This is a genomic window from Streptomyces subrutilus (genome assembly GCF_008704535.1).
GTDB lineage: Bacteria > Actinomycetota > Actinomycetes > Streptomycetales > Streptomycetaceae > Streptomyces > Streptomyces subrutilus.
Window position 1 is genome coordinate 7,221,827 of the sequence record NZ_CP023701.1, and the last position, 20,096, is coordinate 7,241,922.

General features: G+C 72.4%; 16 protein-coding genes. 13 read left to right on the forward strand and 3 right to left on the reverse strand.

Annotation, left to right across the window (positions count from 1 at the left end; translation table 11 throughout):
- Positions 1–94 precede the first annotated feature (94 nt).
- Positions 95–607 carry a MarR family winged helix-turn-helix transcriptional regulator gene (locus CP968_RS32210; protein WP_150521336.1) on the reverse strand — a complete coding sequence of 171 codons (513 nt, stop codon included), beginning with the start codon at positions 605–607 and terminating at the stop codon, positions 95–97.
- Between the two features lie 145 nt (positions 608–752).
- Positions 753–2,525, reverse strand: coding sequence for an NlpC/P60 family protein (locus CP968_RS32215; protein ID WP_150521337.1), 1,773 nt, complete (start codon positions 2,523–2,525; stop codon positions 753–755).
- Between the two features lie 119 nt (positions 2,526–2,644).
- Here CP968_RS32215 and CP968_RS32220 point away from each other — a divergent pair, with 119 nt between their 5' ends.
- The 12 genes from CP968_RS32220 to CP968_RS32275 all read left to right on the forward strand — a co-directional run bounded on the left by CP968_RS32220 (position 2,645) and on the right by CP968_RS32275 (position 16,965).
- A complete protein-coding gene (locus tag CP968_RS32220; RefSeq protein ID WP_150521338.1) occupies positions 2,645–3,079 on the forward strand; it encodes a VOC family protein in 435 nt (144 codons plus the stop codon).
- 242 nt (positions 3,080–3,321) lie between these two features.
- The gene (locus CP968_RS32225; protein WP_150521339.1) at positions 3,322–4,620 is read left to right on the forward strand and encodes an MFS transporter; all 1,299 of its coding nucleotides are present in this window, start codon (positions 3,322–3,324) and stop codon (positions 4,618–4,620) included.
- On the forward strand, positions 4,617–6,452 hold the full coding sequence (locus CP968_RS32230) for a S9 family peptidase (RefSeq protein ID WP_229886435.1): 1,836 nt from the start codon (positions 4,617–4,619) through the stop codon (positions 6,450–6,452). The genes CP968_RS32225 and CP968_RS32230 overlap by 4 nt, the downstream gene beginning before the upstream one ends.
- A 240-nt stretch (positions 6,453–6,692) precedes the next feature.
- The gene (locus CP968_RS32235; protein WP_150521340.1) at positions 6,693–8,594 is read left to right on the forward strand and encodes a RiPP maturation radical SAM C-methyltransferase; all 1,902 of its coding nucleotides are present in this window, start codon (positions 6,693–6,695) and stop codon (positions 8,592–8,594) included.
- A gap of 75 nt (positions 8,595–8,669) precedes the next feature.
- Complete coding sequence (locus CP968_RS32240; protein ID WP_150521341.1) at positions 8,670–9,329, forward strand: DUF5825 family protein; 660 nt, start codon at positions 8,670–8,672, stop codon at positions 9,327–9,329.
- A 233-nt stretch (positions 9,330–9,562) separates the two neighbouring features.
- Positions 9,563–10,867: an extracellular solute-binding protein gene (locus tag CP968_RS32245; protein ID WP_150521342.1), complete on the forward strand. Its 1,305-nt coding sequence runs from the start codon at positions 9,563–9,565 to the stop codon at positions 10,865–10,867.
- Positions 10,868–10,881: 14 nt separating this feature from the next.
- A complete protein-coding gene (locus CP968_RS32250; RefSeq protein ID WP_150521343.1) occupies positions 10,882–11,853 on the forward strand; it encodes a carbohydrate ABC transporter permease in 972 nt (323 codons plus the stop codon).
- Positions 11,850–12,728, forward strand: coding sequence for a carbohydrate ABC transporter permease (locus CP968_RS32255; protein WP_150521344.1), 879 nt, complete (start codon positions 11,850–11,852; stop codon positions 12,726–12,728). Before CP968_RS32250 ends, CP968_RS32255 begins: the two co-directional genes overlap by 4 nt.
- Before the next feature lie 214 nt (positions 12,729–12,942).
- Entirely contained in the window at positions 12,943–14,352 is a 1,410-nt protein-coding gene (locus CP968_RS32260; RefSeq protein WP_229886437.1) for an MFS transporter, read from the forward strand.
- 162 nt (positions 14,353–14,514) lie between these two features.
- Positions 14,515–15,360 (forward strand): ABC transporter substrate-binding protein, encoded by an 846-nt coding sequence (locus CP968_RS32265; RefSeq protein ID WP_150521345.1) that lies wholly within the window; start codon positions 14,515–14,517, stop codon positions 15,358–15,360.
- Positions 15,357–16,157: an amino acid ABC transporter permease gene (locus CP968_RS32270; RefSeq protein WP_150521346.1), complete on the forward strand. Its 801-nt coding sequence runs from the start codon at positions 15,357–15,359 to the stop codon at positions 16,155–16,157. The genes CP968_RS32265 and CP968_RS32270 overlap by 4 nt, the downstream gene beginning before the upstream one ends.
- A 7-nt stretch (positions 16,158–16,164) precedes the next feature.
- Positions 16,165–16,965 (forward strand): amino acid ABC transporter ATP-binding protein, encoded by an 801-nt coding sequence (locus tag CP968_RS32275; RefSeq protein ID WP_373304071.1) that lies wholly within the window; start codon positions 16,165–16,167, stop codon positions 16,963–16,965.
- Between the two features lie 128 nt (positions 16,966–17,093).
- On the opposite strand, the gene CP968_RS32280 is transcribed toward CP968_RS32275, so the two are convergent.
- Positions 17,094–18,800, reverse strand: a complete 1,707-nt coding sequence (locus CP968_RS32280; protein ID WP_373304072.1) for a carbohydrate binding domain-containing protein — start codon at positions 18,798–18,800, stop codon at positions 17,094–17,096.
- Between the two features lie 451 nt (positions 18,801–19,251).
- Between CP968_RS32280 and CP968_RS32285 the strand changes: the two genes are divergently transcribed.
- Positions 19,252–20,082 carry a PP2C family protein-serine/threonine phosphatase gene (locus CP968_RS32285; RefSeq protein ID WP_150521347.1) on the forward strand — a complete coding sequence of 277 codons (831 nt, stop codon included), beginning with the start codon at positions 19,252–19,254 and terminating at the stop codon, positions 20,080–20,082.
- The last annotated feature ends 14 nt before the right edge of the window (positions 20,083–20,096 follow it).

A 20,096-nucleotide genomic window follows, 5' to 3' on the forward strand; every position in this document is an offset into this window, starting at 1 on the left:
ACTCCCCCGGACATGAAGCCCCCGCCTCAGGCCGGAACGGTACCGCAAAGGGGATTCCCTGGTGCAGTCAACAGTTGGGAAAAAATCGATGGTTTCAGGCCAGGTTGTCGCCGGGGTGTGATCCGGCTCCGACAGGCGTCGCGGCACCCTGCGCGGCGAGCGAGGACAGCGCGCCGGACAGTCCCCACAACGCCTCGGCCGTCCGCCGGACCTCCTCTTCACCCCCCAGCCGCTCGCACAGCCGACGGGTGAGATCGGCCAGGCACGCGTCGATCTCCCGCTTCGCCGCCGCACCCCGCTCGGTGGCCGCCAGGAGCTTCGCGCGCCGGTGGGCCGGGTTGTCCCGGTAGGCCGCGAGCCCCTGGGCGACGAGCACGTCCGCGATGCGCTGGACGCTCTGCCGGGTGGTTCCCACCCGGCGCGCCACCGCGGACACCGACTGGGGCTCCGCGGCGACGGTGCTGAGTATCTGCCAGCGCGCGGCGCTGAGCCCGCTGGGCAGGGCGATCCGGTCGAGCGCCGCCGTGAACCTCCCGTTCAGCCGGAACACCGCCACCGCCGCCCGGCTGAACGCCTGGGCCTCCCCTGGTTCCCCTGTGCGCTCCACGTCGGTTCCCCCTCCGTACGTCCGCCGAGGCGCTGCACCATAACAGCGCCCGGTGACGCGCCACGAGGGCCGTGCCGGAGGGAGCCGGACATCCCGCACCCACCCGTGAACACCGTTGTCCTCAAGCGGAGTCGAGCCGAACGGATCAGATGCGGTGGACGGTGTGGAGCTTCCTGGCGTACGTGCCCGTCCCGTCGAGCAGGGAGGCTCCGCCCAGGTCGGCCATCGTCGGTCCGTTGCCGGTCTTGCGGCTGGAGAGGAAGCGGCGCTTCCCGTCGGCGTCCGGGCCGAGGTAGATCCCGACGTGGTCCACCGTGGCGGTGGCCACCGTGTCGTCGCCCGAGTCGGCGTTGAACAGCACCAGGTCGCCGGGTTGCAGGAGCGGTGCGGCGGGCGGGTTGGTCCCGTCGGTCCGGTCGATCCGGACCCCGGGGGCGAAGTCCGCCATGTGGCGGGACGCGCGCGGCAGGCGGGTCCCGGAGGTGTCCGCACCCGCCGCGACCGGTATGCCCATGTGGTAGCCGTAGACCATGCGCGTGTAGCCCGAGCAGTCCAGGTTGCCCACCTGCCGGGGGGAGGGGCCGGTGGAGGTGCCGTCGGGGAAGGTCCAGCCCAGGTCCATGTACTCGTGGAAGTCCGCGCCCTCGTAGCGGAAGCCGTGCGGGTCCAGGTACCCGTACCCGGCCTCGCCCAGCACCTGGCTGCCCGCGGCCGGGCTGGCGGTCGTCCGCACGGCCGGCGCCCCGGCGAGGAACATGGCCGCGTACGCGAGGACGTCGGGCGCGGGGGAGCCCGCCCAGCCGCGCACGGTCTGCTCCAGGGAGGAGGTCCACGCGCCGTCGAAGGGGGCGGGCAGCACCCGTACCCAGGCGTCGTGCGTGACGGCCGGCGGCTTCTGCCAGGTCGCCGCGTCGACCTGGAACCGGCTCACCGACAAGGTGACCGGCAGGTTCGTGCAGCCCTGGTTGGCGAGTGCGCGCAGCCCCACCCGGCCCTTGGCGAAGGTGGAGTCGGTGACGTCCACCGCCCAGCCGGCCGGTTCGGCGGACTCGGTGCGCCAGGCCTTCACCCGGATGCGGGAGCCCTCCCGGCGCACGCGGACGGTCCATTCGGTGCCCGCCGGCACCTCGGCGGCCAGGGGGGTCGCGGAGGCCAGCTGCGAGACCGCGTCCGCGACCTCCTTCTCCACGCGCAGTTCGACGCCGCCCGACGTCAGGAACGAGAGCCTGGCCCGGTAGTTGTCGTGGGTGCCCTGGTAGCCGAACGACAGGGCGAACGAGCAGGCCTGGCCCGCGGGCACCTTGTCGAACCGGGCGACCGCGCGGACGTCGACGTCGGTGATCTCGTCGTCCCGCAGGGTGGCGTGCCGGCTCGCGTAATCGGTGGTGAGCGCGAGGACCGCGGCGCCCGGGACGACCGAGTAGTCGGTGTCGGCGGGCCCGAGGGTGGACCAGATGCCGCCGCCCGGCGAGGCGCCCCAGTACGTGCGGTCGGCGACCGGCAGCGCCGGATCGGGCAGGGTGCGGCGGAAGTCGTCGACGAACGGCCGCTTGTTCTCCGTGAAGGTGCGCTCCGGTCCGGTCAGGACGACGGTACGGGCCCCCTTCGTCAGCAGCGCCAGCCGCCGGCCGCCGGCGAGGACCTCCGTCCGCTCCGGGCTCCCGGGCAGCACGTTCGTCGTGAGGGCCCCGAGGGAGACCCGCATGTACGAGGACGGGTCGAGCGGGCCGATCGTGACGGAGGAGCGGGGCGAGGTGAGGGAGGCCGCCGGGGCCGCCGGGGCGGCCGCGGGTGCAAAGGCCCCGGTCGGGGCCGTGGATCCGGGCGACGCCGACGCGGGCCGGACACCGAGGGGGATGGCGGCGGCGCCGGCTCCGGCGAGGACCGCGAGGACGTGACGACGGGAGGCATGAGTCATGCGGCCATGATCCACTGCCCCGCCCACCGCCCCGGCCCGCCCCGGACCCACCGGCAGCCGCCGATCCCCGCCCGGCCGGGTTCCGGGCCGCGCGCCGGGCCGCGTGCTAGCTTCCCGTCATGGAGCAGCGCGTCAGCCTCATCACCCTGGGCGTGGCCGACCTCGAACGGGCCCGGTCCTTCTACGGAGCGCTCGGCTGGCGGGGCCAGGAGGTACAGGAGACCGTCTTCTTCCAGGCGGGCGGCCTCGGGCTGGTCCTGTGGAGCCGCGAGGACCTGGCGCGCGACAGCGGTCTCGACGACGGTCGCGGAACCGGCTTCGGAGGCATCGTCCTCGCGCACAACGCGCGCTCCCGCGAAGAGGTCGACGCCCTGCTCGCCTCGGCGCAACAGGCCGGCGCCACCCTCGCCAAGCCCGCCGCGACCACCTTCTACGGCGGGTACGCCGGATGCTTCGCCGACCCCGACGGGCACCTCTGGGAAATCGCGCACAACCCCGGCTTCCCCCTCGCCGAGGACGGCTCGCTGACGATCCCGGACCTCGGCCCCCGCTGAGGGCCGGCCCGGAGCGCCGCCCGTCGGGGAACGCTTCGTGATCCGCCGCCGCACGCGCGTAGATCAATTTCCCGGCACCCCGTAAAAACAGTTCCTTGATCGAGAATTACATTCGAACGCGGGTGTTGTGACGGGTGTCCGCGTTCGATACGATCGCTGCCCTCAACGTCCGTAAGTCCGCGTGTCTCAGGGGGCATTGTGGGTGCGTTCGAGTCGGCCATTCCCGTCGAGCGGAATTCCTGATGGACGAGGCCGAAGAGATATCAAGACCTCTCGGCCCCGACTTATCCAGAGATCCACCGCCGCCTTCGTCGCCACCCCCATCCCCTCCTTTACCCCCGTCGCCCTCCCCGTTCCGCAGACGGGATTTCGCCCTCTTCTGGACCGCGGGCGCGGTCGACGGCCTCGGCACCTGCGCGTCCTCCCTCTTCCTCCCGCTGATCCTGCTCGGCGCCGGATACGCGCCCGGACTCGCCGGACTCGTCGCGTCGGTGGCCCTGGTCAGCGGCCTGGTGGTCTCGCCGGTCGCGGGCGTGTTCGCCGACCGCCGGCCGCGCCGGCCGATGATGTACGGATCGGCCCTGGTCGCGGCGGCCGCCATGGGATCGGTGTTCGCGGCCGTGGCCCTCGGCCACGTCGTCCTCGTGCACGTACTCGTCGCGGCCGCGGTCGAACAGGCCGCCAGCGCCACCTACGGGGCGGCGGCCTCCGGGACCATCCGGCGCCTGGTGCCGCCCGAGGGGTACCCCCGGGCGATCGGCTACCTGCAGGCGCGCGACCAAGCGGTGCAGATCATCGGCCCGACGCTGGGCGGCGTGCTGTACCAGCTGGCGCGCTGGGTGCCGCTGCTCGCGGACGCGGTGTCGTTCCTGCTGGTGGCCTTGTTGAGCAAGGCGATCCGCACGGACCTGACGCCCGGACGCGACGGCCCGCCGCCCGCGTTCGCCCGCGACCTCGCCGAAGGGCTGCGCTTCGTGTGCGCCGAACCCTTCCTGCGCTTCGTGGTGGTGTGGACCGCCGGGATCAACGCACTGCTCGGCGCGCTCTACTTCCACGCCGTGTTCGCCTCCCACGCCCAGGGCGCCAGCCCCTCCTCGATCGGGCTCATCCTCACCCTGGCGGGCGTCGGGGGGCTGCTGGGCGCACTCGCCGCACCGTGGCTGGTGGCGCGGGTTCCGGCCGCACGGATCGTGACGGGAGCGTCCTGGGCCATGGTGCCGACGGCGGCCGGGCTGGCGTTCGCCTCCCGGACCTGGGCCTACGGGCTGCTGCTGAGCGGGGTGTCGCTCATCGTGCCGGCCGTGGCGGTCGTCCTGCAGACCCGGGCGGTGCTGGTCACCCCCGACCGGCTGCTGGCCCGGATGGGGACGGTGCTGGGCACCGCCGGCCAGGGGGTCGCCGTGCTCGCGCCCGTGGCGGCGGGCGTCCTGGTGGCCGCGTACGGGGGCCGGGCGGTGGCGCTGGGCTGCGCGGGAGCGTTCGCCGGCCTCGCGCTGTACGCGACCGCCAGGGCCGGGCTCGTGGTCCGGGAGGCGTCGTGACGCCGGCCCCGCCGAAGGCGGCCGCGCGCGCCTACGGCGTCTACCGGCCCGTGCTGCCGGTGACCGGCCCCCGCCGTCCGGACCGCATGGTCTACACCGGGGACGCCGACGGCCGGTGCGAGATCTTCACGTGGGACCGCTCCACGGGCACGGGACGGCAGGTGACGGACCGTCCGCACGGCACACTGCTGTGCGCGATCGACGCCGACGAGGCCGTGTGGTGGTTCGACGAGGACCGCGGCGGCAGCGGCCGCTGGCGCACCCAGCCCTTCGACGGCGGCCCGGACCGTCCGGCGCTGACCGGCGTCCCGTACGGCCGGCCGGCAGGGCTGGCGCTGGGGGCATCGGGCACCGTGGCCGTCGGCATCAGGAGCCCCGAGGGGTTCGGCGTCCACCTGGGACGGCCCGGCGGCGCGGGCGCCACCGTCCTGCGCACGACGGACTCCGCCACCCTGTGCGACCTGGCGCCGGACGGCCGGCTGCTGGCGGTGTCCGGACCCGCGCACTCGGCCCGCGCCGTGACGCTCCTGGCGCCGGACGGGACCACCGTCGCCGTGCTCTCCGGCACCGTGGAACGCACCTGGGCGCTCGGCTTCGCGCCCGCGCCCGCCCCGACGCCGGCCCGCGGCCCCCTGCCCGTGCCCGGCCGCGCCCTGCTGCTGGTCATGCGCGAGCGGGCCGGCCGCTACCACCTCGGCACCTGGGCCCCAGGGCGCGGTCTGGAACTGCTGCCCTGGTGCTCGTTCGCCACCGAGACGACCGCCCGCTGGTACCCCGGCCCGGGCGGCCCGCGGGTCCTGCTCCGGCAGGACCGGCACGGCCGCAGCCGGCTGTTCACCGCCGACCTGGACCGCCGCGAACTCACCCCGGTGCCCACCCCGGAGGGCAGCATCCTGGACGCGGCGCCGGCCGCGGACGGCGACGTGCACGTCATCTGGACCGACGCGGTGAACGTGCCGCGCGCGCTGTCCCTCTCCGGTGCGCCTCTGCCCGGCCAGAGCCGATGGCGCCTTCCCCGGTTCGGCCACCGCCAGGACCTCTGGACGCCCGGGCCCGACGGCCCCGTGCACACCTTCGTCACCACCCCCGCCGACCGATCCGCGCCGCACCCGCTGGTCTTCCTCGTCCACGGCGGCCCGGCCGACCACGACCGCGACGCCTACGACCCCATGGTGCAGGCCCTCGTCGGCTCGGGCTGCGCCGTGGCCCGCACCAACTACCGGGGCTCGACCGGCTACGGACCCCGCTGGCGCGCCGCCTACTCCGAAGGCGTCGGCCACACCCAGGTCGCCGACCTGGTGCGGGCCCGGGCCGACCTGCTGGAGCGGGGCATCGGCCGCGAGGGCGCCGTCGGCCTGTGCGGCACGTCGTGGGGCGGCTACCTGACGCTGCTGGCCATGGGAACGCGGCCGGACCTGTGGGACGTCGGGGTGGCCGTCAAGCCGCTCGCCGACTGCGTCACGGCGTTCCGGCACTCCACGCCGGCCCTCCAGGCCCTGGACACCGCGCTGTTCGGCGGCACCCCGGACGAGGTGCCCGACGCCTACGCGCACGCCTCGCCGTCCACGTACGCGGCCGCGATCCGCTCCCCGCTGCTGGTGGTCGCCGCGCGCCGGGACGCCAAGTGCCCGCCGGAGCAGGTCGAGGCGTACCTGGCCGTGCTGCGCGCCGGCGGTGTGGCCCACGAGCTGATGTGGCTGGACTCGGGCCACGACGGCTACGACGGCGCCGACCACCTGGCCGTGATCCGGCGGTCCCTCAGATTTCTCGGCCGCGGGCTGCCCGCGGCGCCCGTGCCGGCCGAGCCGTCCCCGCACGCGGAGAGGAGGTGAACATCATGCAGAAGGACATCATCCACGGAGACCCGCTCGAGGGCGACGAGGAGAGCCGCAAGCCGGGCGTGGGCGTCGTCGTCTACCTCCGCTCCGCCGAGGAGATGGAGGACGAGGACAAGTAGCACCGAGGGGCCGGTCCGCACCCCGTGTGCGACCGGCCCCGATCCGCCCCGATCCTCCCCGCCCCGATCCTCCCTCGACCGTTCCGTGCACCGATCACACGAGAAGAGGCCAGCCATGCGCGTACTCCTGGTGAACATGCCCTGGGCCCCGATCGACCTCCCGTCGCTGGCCCTCGGAATTCTCAAGCGCAGTGTCGACGAGCGCGTCCCGAACGGATCGGCGGACGTCCTGCACGCCAATATCGAATACGTGGACTGGATCACCAGGAACACGGAATTCACCCTGGAGGACTATTCCTACTACGCGCTCGGCTCCTATTTCCTGGGCTGCGGCGACTGGGTGTTCTCCTCCGCCCTCTACGACGACCCCCAGTGGCGGGTTCCCGAGTTCACCGAGGCGATGGGCAGCCGGTTGCGCGGCGCCCGGATGGAGATGACCAAGGCGCTGCACGCGACCGCGCCCGATTTCGTCCGCCACATCGCCGAGCGCATCGTCGAACTCGCCCCCGACGTGGTCGGCTTCACCTCGACGTTCCAGCAGAACACGGCCGCCCTGGCGGCCGCGCAGCAGGTCAAGCGGCTCGCCCCGCACATCGCGACGGCCATGGGCGGCGCCAACTGCGACGGCCGGCAGGGCGAGAGCGTCCACCGCAACTTCCCCTTCGTCGACTACGTCCTGCGCGGCGAGGGCGAGGTGTCGTTCCCCGCGCTGCTCACGGCGCTGGACGCCGGCGAGCCGCTGTCGGAGGTGCCCGGACTGTGCTGGCGCGACGCGGACGGCACTTCCGTGGCCAACGCGTTGAACACCAGGCCGCTGCCGCCCGCTTCGATCCTGCCGCCGGACTACGCCGGGTACTTCGAGCGGCTCGCCTCCTCCCGCGCCCGGCACTGGGTCGAGCCCAAGCTGGTGGTCGAGGGCGCCCGGGGCTGCTGGTGGGGCGAGAAGCACCACTGCACCTTCTGCGGGCTGAACGGCTCGTTCATGCAGTTCCGCAGCAAGAGCCCCGACGTGTTCTACGAGGAGATCGTCGAACTGGCCCGCAGGCACCGGGTCCTGGACATGTACGTCGTCGACAACATCCTGGACATGGGGTACGTCAACACGGTGCTGCCGCGCATCATCGACAGCGGGTTCGACCTGCGCATGCACATCGAGATCAAGTCCAACATGCGGCGGGGCCAGCTCCAGACCCTCGCCGACGCGGGCCTGATCTTCGTCCAGCCGGGCATCGAGAGCCTCAACAGCCGGGTGCTGACGCTGATGGACAAGGGTGTGACGGGCGGCCAGAACGTCCGGATGCTCCGCGACGCCGCCACCGTCGGCCTCTCGGTGGCCTGGAACTACCTGCACGGCTTCCCCGGCGAGGACGCCGACGACTACGACGACGTGGTGGACCAGCTGGCCGCGCTGGAGCACCTCAACCCGCCCGTCGGACCGTCCTCCCGGATCGCGATCGAGCGGTTCAGCCCCTACTTCGACAACCCCGGGCTGGGCTTCTCCGAACTGCGCCCCGCCGAACCGTACCGGCTGACGTACGACCTCCCCGACGCCGAGATGTTCGACCTGGCGTACGTCTTCGACGTGCCGCCTCGCGGGATCGCCGAGGACGTCGTCGTCCGCCTCGACGAGGGCATCGCGCACTGGAAGCGGAACTACGCGGGCAGTCGTCTCACCCACTGCGACATGGAGGACCGGATCGTCCTGGTCAGCAGGCGGCGGGCCTTCGACTGGACGCACCTGGAGCTGACCGACCCGTTCGAGCTGGCCCTGTTCCGGCTGCTCGACCAGCCGCACACGGTGAAGGCCGCCGCCCGCAAGCTGCACGGGGACCACCCGGTGGGCGAGGACGCCCTGCGGGAGGTGCTGAAGCGCTGGCGGGCGCTCGGAGTGGTCTTCGAGGACAGCGGGCAGTTCGTCCAGATCGCGCCGCCCGCGCTCAACGAGGAGTTCCTGCGGATCGACTTCATGCGGCACGCCTCCGCCCGCGAGGCCGAACTCGCCGCGACCACCGCCTGACGACCGCGGGCCTCCGCCCACCACCGCCCGACGTCCCACGGCCTCCGCCGACGTCCGCCCCGGGGAGAGACGACGATGACTCCAGCACCCACCGGCACCGCACCCTTCACCGTGACCGCCTCGCGCGACTACGACCCCGCGCTGCGCGAGCTGCCGCACATGTCCCTGGGCCGCTACGAGATCGACATGGGCGGCGGCGAGGCAGCCCGCCGGCTCTTCGCCGCGGGGGCCCGGCACGTCACGCTCCCGCGCCCGGTCGACGTGACGGACGCCGCCGACGCGGCCTGGTCGGTCCGGGCGCTCAGCTTCGTGGGCGACCTGTCCAGCCTGGCCGTCTCGGTCGACTGGCAACTGCACACCGGTCCGGACCCCGACGCCTGGCGGCACTACGGCCACCTCCACCCGCCGACGGCGGTCCTCGGCACGGCCGACCCGCTCGCGACGGCCCGCGCGTGGCGCGCCGCGTACTACATCTGCAAGTGCGTCTTCCGGTACGGCCCGGGATTCATCCAGGTGCGCGACCGGCGCTACGGCGAACTGCGCCGCTTCACCATCGACGAGCCGGACTACCACCGGGCCGTCGAGGCCCTGGCCGACGGCGCCCCCGTCGACGCGATCCCGAAGCCGATCCTGGACGACCTCGTGGGCGAGTCCCTCGTGCTGCGGTTCGGCGACCGTCTCTGGTGGGCCCCGTACCGGGTCCGCCGCTGGTCCGAGGCGCCGCTGGTGATCTGACGCCCCGGCCCGGCCCGAGCCCGCGCCCCCGGACGCCGCCGCGTCCGGGGGCGCGCCCGCGCCGGGCTCCGCCCGAACGCCCGCGCGTTGCGCAGGGTGCTTCGTCCGGTCACAGAGTGGTTGAGACCACTTGTCCCCGTGTTTAAGTCGTTCTAGCCTCCTCCCAGTTGTGCAGTACGGAACAGGCGTTGCGCATGTCGCAACGCGCTCGCCCTCGACTCCTGGGACCGCCCATGAAGCTCCGCTCCCGCATAGCCGTACCCCTCGCCGCGATGGTGCTGGCCGGGCTCACGGCCACCGCCTGCGCCCCCCAGACCTCCGTCAACGGCTCCACGAAGGACGAGAAGTCCGGCACCCTGCGCGTGTGGCTCTTCCAGGAGGTCAACAACGACCCGAAGAAGAAGGTCGTCGAGCAGGCCGTGACCGCGTTCACCCAGCGGAACAAGGACGCCGAGGTCGAGATCGAGTACATCCCGGTCGAAACCCGCGCCCAGCGCATCAAGGCCGCCTTCAACGACCCGAAGAGCGCCCCCGACCTGATCGAGTACGGGAACACCGACACCGCCGGGTACGTCAAGGACGGCGGCCTCGCCGACATCAGCGCGGAGTTCGGCGACTGGCCCGAGGCCAAGGACACCGACCCGACCGCCACGCGGTCGGTCACCGTCGGCGGGAAGGTCTACGGCGCGCCCTTCTTCGTCGGTGTCCGCGCCCTGTACTACCGCACCGACGTCTTCACCGAGCTCGGGCTCCAGCCGCCCCGCACCCAGGACGAACTGGTCGCGACGGCCAAGGCCGTCCGCAAGGCCCGCCCCGAGCTGTACGGGCTGGCCGTCGGCGGCGCCTACACCTACGGCGCGATGCCGTTCATCTGGGCCAACGGCGGAGAACTGGCCGTGGAGAGCGGGGGTGCCCACAAGGCCGCGATCGACAGCCCCGCCGCCCGCAAGGGCATCGAGACCTACACCTCGCTCTTCGGCGACGACAACTGTCCCGCCGCCAAGTGCGCCGCCATGGGGGGCAACGCGACCGTGACCGCCTTCGCCGCGGGCAACGCCGCCATGGCCATCGGCGGCGACTTCAGCCACCAGGCCGTCGAGGCGGGCGCGGTCAAGGGCAAGTACGCCGTCGTCCCGCTGCCCGGCCTCAAGGACGGCGAGATCGCCCCGGCCTTCGCCGGCGGCAACAACATCGGCGTCCTGAAGAGCACCTCCCACCGCACCCTCGCCGTCGACCTGATGAAGCAGCTCGCGGGCAAGGACACCCAGCGGGGCCTCTTCGACGCGATGGGCTTCCTGCCCACCTACACCGACGTCCGCGCCGAGGCCGCCAAGAAGGACCCCTTCGTCGAACCGTTCGTCAGGACCCTCGCGGCCGGCGCCAAGTTCGTCCCGGCCTCCCCGGGCTGGGGCCAGATCGACGCCTCCACCGTCCTGCCCACGATGTTCCAGGAGATCGTCAGCGGCAAGAAGGACGTGGCCGCCGCCTCCGGCGACGCGGCGAAGAAGATGGACGCCGCCTTCTCCAGCGCGGGCTGACCGGGCCCGTCGACATGGCGCACGAAGCGACGGCCACCCGTCCGGAGCAGGTCACCGCGAAGACCGCTCCGGCCCCGGCCCCCCAGCCCGAGCGGGCCCCCGGCGGACGCCACGGCAGCCGCTGGACACCCTGGCTCTACCTCGCACCCGCACTCGTCGTACTCGCCGCCCTGCTGGTCTACCCGATCTACCAGCTCGGCCTGATCTCCTTCCTCGAATACACCCAGGCCCAGGTCAGCGGCGGTGAGCCCACCACCTTCAAGGGACTGGGCAACTACCGGACGCTGTTCTCCGACAGCCAGTTCTGGCAGGTCCTGCTGGCGACGGTCGTCTTCGCCGCCGCCTGCGTGGTCACCACGCTCGCCGCCGGCTGCGCGCTCGCCGTCCTGCTCACCCGCGTCCGCGCGCTGCCCCGCCTCGCCCTGATGCTGGCCGCGCTCGGCGCGTGGGCCACTCCCGCCGTCACCGGATCCACCGTGTGGGTGTTCCTCTTCGACCCCGACTACGGACCGGTCAACCGGCTGCTCGGCCTCGGCGACTTCTCCTGGACCTACGGCCGCTACAGCGCCTTCGCCCTCGTCCTGCTCGAAGTCGTCTGGTGCTCCTTCCCGTTCGTCATGGTGACCGTGTACGCGGGCATCAAGGCGATCCCCTCCGAGGTGCTGGAGGCCGCCGCGCTCGACGGCGCCTCGCAGTGGCGCATCTGGCGCTCGGTCATCGCGCCCATGCTGCGCCCCATCCTGATCGTCGTCACCATCCAGTCGATCATCTGGGACTTCAAGGTCTTCACCCAGATCTACGTGATGACCTCCGGCGGAGGCATCGCCGGGCAGAACCTCGTCCTCAACGTGTACGCGTACCAGAAGGCCTTCGCGTCCTCGCAGTACAGCCTGGGCTCGGCCATCGGCATCGTCATGCTGCTGATCCTGCTGGCCGTCACCCTCGTCTATCTGCGCCTCATGCGACGCCAGGGAGAAGAACTGTGAGCCGCACCGCCACCCTCCCCGCCGCCCCGGCCCGCACCTCCCGGCTCCGTCCGCGCCGTCCCGGGCGGCTGGCGGCCGAGGCCGCCGCGCTCCTCGTCGCGGTGGCCGTGGCGTTCCCGCTGTACTGGATGGTGCTCTCCGCCTTCAAGCCGGCCGGCGAGATCCAGTCCACCGACGCCCGGCCCTGGACGCTGGCCCCGTCGCTCGACTCGTTCCGCCGCGTGTTCGAGCAGCAGGAATTCGGTCGCTACTTCCTCAACAGCCTCTTCGTCGCGGGATCGGTCGTGCTGGCCTCCGCGCTGATCGCCTTCCTCGCGGCCACGGCGGTCACCCGCTTCCGGTTCCGGTTCCGCACCACCCTGCTCATCATGTTCCTGGTGGCGCAGATGGTGCCGATCGAGGCCCTGACGATCCCGCTGTTCTTCCTGATGCGCGACACGGGCCAGCTCAACACCCTCTGGTCGCTGGTCCTGCCCCACATCGCCTTCTCCCTCCCGTTCGCCATCTGGATGCTGCGCGGCTTCGTGAAGGCGGTCCCCGAGGCGCTGGAGGAGGCCGCGTACATCGACGGCGCGAGCCGGACCAGGTTCCTGTGGCAGATCCTCTTCCCGCTCGTCTTTCCCGGGCTGGTGGCGACGAGCGTCTTCTCCTTCATCTCGACCTGGAACGACTTCCTCTTCGCCAAGTCGTTCATCATCAGCGACACCTCCCAGTCCACCCTCCCGATGGCGCTCCTGGTCTTCTTCAAGCCGGACGAGAACGACTGGGGCGGGATCATGGCCGGCTCCACGGTCATGACGCTGCCGGTGCTCGTCTTCTTCGTGCTCGTGCAGCGCCGCCTGGTCTCCGGGCTCGGCGGTGCGGTCAAGGACTGAGGGACGCGGGGACGGTACGGGACCCGCGTGCGGGAGCACGTGCGCGGTTCCCGTACGGGCGTCCGTACCGGCGTCCGCGCGCGGCTTCCCCGGCGCGGCCGGATCCGCGCGCCGTGCCTTGCCCGGGCGGGGGCGCGGACGCATGCTCGGGACCGTTCCCCACCGCCGGGGCGGACCTCCCGCGGACCGCAGGGGACCTCAGACCGGAGCCGCCATGCCCCCGCCCGCCGTCACGCCCCCGCCCCCGCCCGCCGCCCCGCCCCCCTCGCGGGACGAGCGCGGGGCCCGTCGGCTCGCCCTCGTGGGCGGGTCGCTCGGCAACCTCGTCGAGTGGTACGACTGGTTCGTCTACGCCAGCTTCGCGATCTACTTCGCCGACTCCTTCTTCCCCGGCGACAACCCCACCACCCAGCTGATGAACACGGCCGGGATCTTCGCCGTCGGCTTCCTGATGCGCCCGGTCGGCGGCTGGGTCCTCGGCCGCGCGGCCGACCGGCACGGACGCAAGAGCGCCCTCACCCTCACCGTCACCATGATGTCGGCGGCCGCCCTGCTGATCGCCGTCGCCCCGACCTACGACCGGGCCGGGTACCTCGGCGCCCTCGTCCTGCTGCTCGCCCGCCTGCTCCAAGGGCTGAGCATCGGCGGGGAGTACGCGGCCAGCGCCACCTACCTGACCGAGGCCTCGGCCCCCGGCCGGCGCGGGCTCGGCTCGTCCTTCCAGTACGTCTCGATGACCTGCGGCCAACTGCTCGGCCTGGGCATCCTCATCACCCTGCAACACACCCTCACCACGGATCAGTTGGAGGACTGGGGGTGGCGCATCCCGTTCCTGGTCGGCGCGCTCTTCGCGGTCGTCGTCTTCTGGCTGCGGCGCCGGCTCCGGGAGACGGACGCGTTCGAGGAGGAGGTGGCGGCGGCGGGCGAGGCACGCGACGCCCGTGCGCGCGGCTCGCTGAAAGCCCTGTGGGAGCACCGGCGGCAGGCCGGGCTGGTCATGGCGCTCACCCTCGGAGGCACCGTGGCCTACTACACGTACACCACCTACCTCACCAAGTACCTCGTCGGCAGCGCCGGCCTGCCCAAGACCACGGCCACGCTGGTCAGCTTCACCGCGCTCGCCCTCTTCGCGGTGCTCCAGCCGTTCGCCGGGATGCTCTCCGACCGGATCGGCCGTCGCCCGCTGCTGGTCACCTTCGCGGTCGGCTGCACGGTCGGCACCTACCCGATCATGACCGCCCTCGGCTCGGTCTCGTCCTACTGGTCCGCGCTCGGACTGTCCCTGACGGCCCTGGTCATTGTCACCGGCTACACCTCCATCAACGCGGCCGTCAAGGCCGAGCTGTTCCCGACGCGCGTGCGCGCCCTCGGCGTGGCGCTCCCGTACGCCGTCGCGAACGCGTTGTTCGGCGGTACGGCGGAGTACGTGGCGCTGTGGTTCAAGAGCCGCGGGCACGAGACGACGTTCTTCTGGTACGTCTCGGGATGCGCCCTGATCTCGCTGGTGACCTACGTCCTCATGCCCGACACCCGCACCGTCGCCCTCGGCCGCGCCGAGGCCGGGGCGGACCCCTCGGACGACCGGGACCGCCCGGCACGGGCCGCCGCGGACGCCGCGCGCTGAACGGGCCCCGGCCGGGCCGGGGCGTCCGTGGCCGGATCCTTTCGGCACCTTCAGGACGCATCACGCGTGCTCCGCCGCCCCACGCCACCCGTGGCTTACGATCACGAGCGGACGGTCCCGTCCCGCGACCGCGCCGCTCGCCCCCACCCGTGGAGGTCCACCGTGTTCCGGACGGCCAGAGCAGACCGCACCCGCCGCAGCAGCTTCCGCCTCCGGGCCGCCGCCGGCGCCGCCGCGGGAGCCTTCGTCCTGGCGGGCTGTTCGTCCGGCGGCGACGGTCCGGGCGAGGCGGCCGGAGGCGTACCGGTCGTGGAGAAGGGCAAGCTGACCACCTGCACCCACCTGCCCTACCCGCCGTTCCAGTTCGAACGGGACGGCAAGGTCGTCGGCTTCGACGTGGCCCTGGTCGACCTGGTCGCGGCCCGCCTCAAGGTGCAGCAGAAGATCCTCGACACGCCCTTCGAGAACTTCAAGACCGGCGCCTTCCTGAACTCGGGCGAGTGCGACCTCGCGGCCGCCGGCATGACGATCACCGAAGAACGCCTGAAGAACGTCGATTTCTCCGTTCCCTACTTCGACGCCACCCAGGCGGTCCTCGCGACCAGGAAGAGCGGCGTCACCTCCCTCGCCGACCTCAAGGCCAAGGGCAAGAAGCTGGGCGCGCAGTCCGGAACCACCGGCGAGAGCTACGCCGAGGCCCAGGGCTTCGACCCGGTCGCCTTCGAGAGCTCGGACGCGGTGCTCAACGGGCTGCGCACCGGGCAGGTCGACGCGGTCGTCATCGACTACCCCGTCGTCCAGGGATGGCTCAAGGACCCGAAGAACGCTGCCGAGTTCGCCGTCGGGCAGAACATCGAGACCGGTGAGCAGTACGGCTTCTCGGTGAAGAAGGGCAATGGCAAACTGCTCGCCGCCATCGACAAGGCCATCACGGACGCCAAGGCCGACGGCACCTACAAGAAGCTCTACGAGCAGTGGATCGGCCCGCTGCCCCAGGCCGCTCGGTGACCTCCCGGCTGACCCGGCGCCAGCGGCGCCGGGTCGCGCAGGGCGTCCAGTACGCCCTCTTCGCGGCGGTGCTGATCGCGGTCGGCCTGCTCGCGGACTGGGGCCGGCTGCAGAACCAGTTCGCGCAGAAGGACCTCGCGCTGCGCCTCTTCCCGGAGATCATCACCACCGCGCTGCGCAACACGGTGGTGTACACGCTCTCGGGATTCGTCCTCGGCCTGGTCCTCGGCCTGGTCATCGCGATGATGAGGCTCTCGTCGGTGGCGCCCTACCGGTGGGTGGCGAGCGTCTACATCGAGCTGTTCCGCGGCCTTCCCGCCCTGCTGATCTTCATCTTCGTGGGCGTGGCGGTGCCGCTGGCGTTCCCCGGCACCGAGATTCTCGGCGGCACGTACGGCAAGGTCGCGATCGGACTCGGCCTGGTGGCCGCGGCCTACATGGCGGAGACGATCAGGGCCGGCATCCAGGCGGTGCCCAAGGGGCAGATGGAGGCGGCCCGTTCGCTCGGCTTCTCGCACGCCCGCGCCATGGTGTCCGTGATCATCCCGCAGGCGTTCCGGATCGTCATCCCCCCGCTCACCAACGAACTGGTCCTGTTGTTCAAGGACTCCTCGCTGGTGCTGTTCCTGGGCGTGACCCTGGAGGAGCGGGAGCTCACGAAGTTCGGCCGCGACCTCGCCAGCCAGACGGCGAACTCCACCCCGATCCTCGTCGCCGGCCTGTGCTACCTCCTGGTGACCGTGCCGCTCGGTTTCGTGGTCCGGCGCCTGGAGGCCCGTGCGGACAAGGCCGCGTGAGGACGAGATGCCCCAGCAGACGGAAGCGGTGCCCACGATGGCCACGGACCGGCCGGAGATCGAGATCCGGGGACTGCACAAGTCCTTCGGCGACAACCACGTCCTGCGCGGCATCGATCTGGAGGTGGCCCGCGGCGAGGTGGTGTGCGTGATCGGCCCGTCGGGCTCGGGCAAGTCCACGCTGCTGCGCTGCGTGAACCTGCTGGAGGAGCCGAGCGCGGGACGGGTCTTCGTCGGCGGGACGGAGGTCACCGACCCGGACGTGGACATCGACGCGGTCCGCCGGCGCATCGGCATGGTGTTCCAGCAGTTCAACCTGTTCCCGCACGTGGACGTCGCCGGGAACCTGACGCTGCCGCAGCGCCGGGTGCTCGGCACGGACACGGCGCGGGCCGCCGCCGTCGCCCGGGAGAACCTGGCGCGCGTCGGTCTCGCCGACAAGACGGACGCGTACCCGGCCCAGTTGTCCGGCGGCCAGCAGCAGCGGGTGGCCATCGCCCGCGCCCTGTCGATGGGGCCGGAGGTGATGCTCTTCGACGAGCCGACCTCGGCGCTCGACCCGGAGCTGGTCGGCGAGGTGCTGTCGGTGATGCGGGTGCTGGCCGGCGAGGGCATGACGATGATGGTCGTCACCCACGAGATCGGCTTCGCGCGCGAGGTCGCGGACCGGGTCGTGTTCATGGACGGCGGGGTGATCGTGGAGCAGGGGCCGGCGGCGCGGGTGGTGGGCCGCCCGCAGCAGGAGCGCACCAGGAACTTCCTCGACCGCATCCTGAACCCGGCGGGGCCCGGCCCGGACGGGGACTGACGGCGCGGGGGCCCGGCCCCGGACGGACACCGGGCCCGGACCGGGCCCGTACGCCGTCCCTCCGGTGCCGGACGCCCGGACGGGGCCGGCCGGGGTCGGGCACCCCGGCCGGCCCCGCCCGCAGCGCGTCAGCCGGTGAAGCCGGCCGTGATGGAGGTGAACTGCCAGTCGCTCTGCGCGATGCCGGAGCAGTTCTCCTGCAGTCCGCCGCCGGCGCAGCCGCGGTCGCGGTTGACCGACCAGAAGGCCAGGCGCGCGATGTGGTGGGAGTTGGCCCAGTCCCGGATGCCCGTCCAGTTCTGGATGCTGGTGGTCTCCCCGGTGTCGCTGAGGCCGTTCATGCCGGAGATCCCGATGTGGGAGTAGGCGGTGGCGTCGTCCCAGCCGAAGGTGGACTTGAGCTTGGTCTTCAGGCCCTCGGTGGCGCTGATGGTGCTCGCGTACATGTCGGTGGAGGCGTTGCCGAAGTCGAACGGCATGATCGTGAAGACGTCGATCCCGGCGTTCTGCGCCTTGGCCTGCTCGATCAGCCGGTTGCCCCAGGAGGTGGGTCCGGAGGTGCTCGTGCCGAAGGTCAGGATGGTGCGCAGCCCCGGGTTGTTCTGCTTGACGATCTTGAGCGCGCCGAGGATGCGGTCCTGGACCACGGCGTTCTCGAACTCGTCGGTGTTCTCGATGTCGACGTCGACGGCCTTGAGGCCGTAGGCGTCGATCACCTTCTGGTAGGCACCGGCCAGGGCTTCGGGCGTGGCGCAGTTGGGGCCGAGCTTGTTGCCCTGCCAGCCGCCGATGGACGGGACGATGTCGCCGCCCGCCGCGCGGATCGCGTTGATGGTGCTCTGGTCCACGCCGCCGGTCAGCGGGCGCTGGCCGTCCCAGGACGGGTTGCACCCGCCGGAGGACAGGATGAAGGCCATGGTGAACCACTTCGCCCCGGTCGCGTTCATCACCGTGGTCGGGTTCGGCGGGTCGCCCCAGCCGTTGTAGAGGTAGGGCGCGGCCTGTTTGAAGCCGGCCGGCACGGTGCCGTTGTCGGTGGTGACCGTGACGGGGCCCGAGGCGGGGGAGGTGTTGCCGGCCAGGTCGCGGGCGCGGACGGTGAAGGTGTAGGCGGTGTTCGGGTTGAGGCCGGTGACGGTCGCCCCGGGCGTGGCCGAGGTGGCGACCTTGGAGGCGCCCTGGTAGACGTCGTAGCCGGTGACCCCCACGTTGTCGGTGGAGGCGGTCCACGCGAGCGACACGCTGGAGGAGGTCTTGCCGGTACTGGTGGGGGTCCCGGGCGCGGTGGGGGCCACGGTGTCGGCGCTGCCGCCGGGGCCGTCGAGGGAGACGTCGTCCGCGTAGTACGTGCCCTGTCCGTACCAACCGTTGAGGTAGACCTCGGCGCTGGTCTGTGCGGCCCCGGTGGTGAAGGTGACGCTGAGCTTGGTGTAGGCGCCTGCGGACGGGGTCCAGGTGGAGGCGCCGCCGGTCACGCCCAGGTAGACGTAGCTGCCGCGCACCCAGGCGGAGAGGGTGTAGCTGGTGTTCGGCTGCACGGCCACGGTCTGGGCGCACTTGGCGGTGTTCGCGCCGGAGACCGCTCCGGCCAGGGCCTTGCCGCCTCCGTGGACGGGCGAGGCCACCACGGAGCCGAGGCCTCCGGAACAGGACCAGCCGGCCGTGCCGCCGGTTTCGAAGTCGCCGTTCGCCAGGAGGTTGGCGCCGAAGGCGGAACCGGGCGCGGTCAGCACCGCGGCCGCGCCGAGCAGGGTGGCGCCCAGGCCGCAGGCCAGGCGGGTACGGGTGCGGTGGGGGCCGGGGGACCCGGTGCGCGTGCGGGTGCGGATTCGCAAGGAAGTGCCTCCGTGGGGGGAAAGGGCGGCACGGAACGCGGCGTACGGCCGCTGTGGGGGAGGTGCGGGGCGGGGCCCGCGTGCGGCCGTACGGCGGTTCCGGCGTGGAGCGGCGGATGGATTGACCCTTCGGGCCGGGAACCTATTGCGCCGGGCGGGCCCCGGTCAACTGGTCTGGACCAACTTCCCTGGATTGTCCGGAGTGCGCGGACGGCAATGGGAAGGTTTCCCAACTGTGCGGGTTGACGGAGGCGTTGCCGGTCCGGGAACCTGTCATGGACACGGATCGCCGTCGCGGCCCCCGGCAACCCCGCGCGCTCGCCCACCTGGCCGCCGCCACCCGTCCCGGAGCGCCGTGCCCGTACTCGTGATGTGATCAGTGGACGGTCGAAATACGATGAATCGGGGTTTTCGTGCCAGGGCCCTGAAGCGGACGTACTCGGAGCGCTCCATGATCCCCCATAGGTCCTCGCGGTCGGCGACCGCGGACGACTTGCTGACCAGGCTCGGGCGGCTCACCGCCCAGGCCAGGGAAGGCGCCGAGCTGCACCAGGCCCGGGTGGAACTGGCCGAGGCGCTCCAGCGCGAGATCCTGCCCGCCTCCCTGCCCGCCCTGCCCGGACTGCGCACGGCGGCCCGCTACGCCCCCGCCCGGCACGGCCTGAGCGTGGGCGGAGACTGGTACGACGGCTTCGCGCTCCCCTCCGGCGCCCTGGGCTTCTCCATCGGCGACGTGGAGGGCCACGACGTGGAGGCCGCCGCGTTCATGGGGCAGGTCCGCATCGCCGTGCGCGCCGTGGCCGCCTCGGCCGCGGACCCGGGCGAGGTCCTCAGACGGGCCAACGAACTGCTGCTCTCCGTCGACTGCGACCTCTTCGCGACCTGTACGTTCGTACGGTTCGACCCGGTCGCGTGGGAGATCCAGAGCGCCCGCGCCGGCCACGTACCCGGACTGTGGGCCACGGCGGACGGTGCGTACGGCGTCGTGGAGGACGAGGGCGGGCTGCCCCTGGGCATGCTCCCCGGGTCCGAGTACCCCGTGACCCGCCGTCCCCTCACCGCCGCCGGCTCCTTCGTCCTGGTGACCGACGGCGTGGTCGAGGGCCCCTCCTTCCCCATCGAGGGCGGTCTCGCGCGCGTGGCCGAGGTGATCCGCGCCGGCGTGGACACCGAGCCGGGCGCGCTGGCGGCCGAGGTGATGAAAGTGGCCGATTCCACCGGCCACGAGGACGACGCGGCCGTCCTGGTCCTGCGGCACGACGCCGCCCCGCCCCGCACCTGACGCCCCCGTCGGCC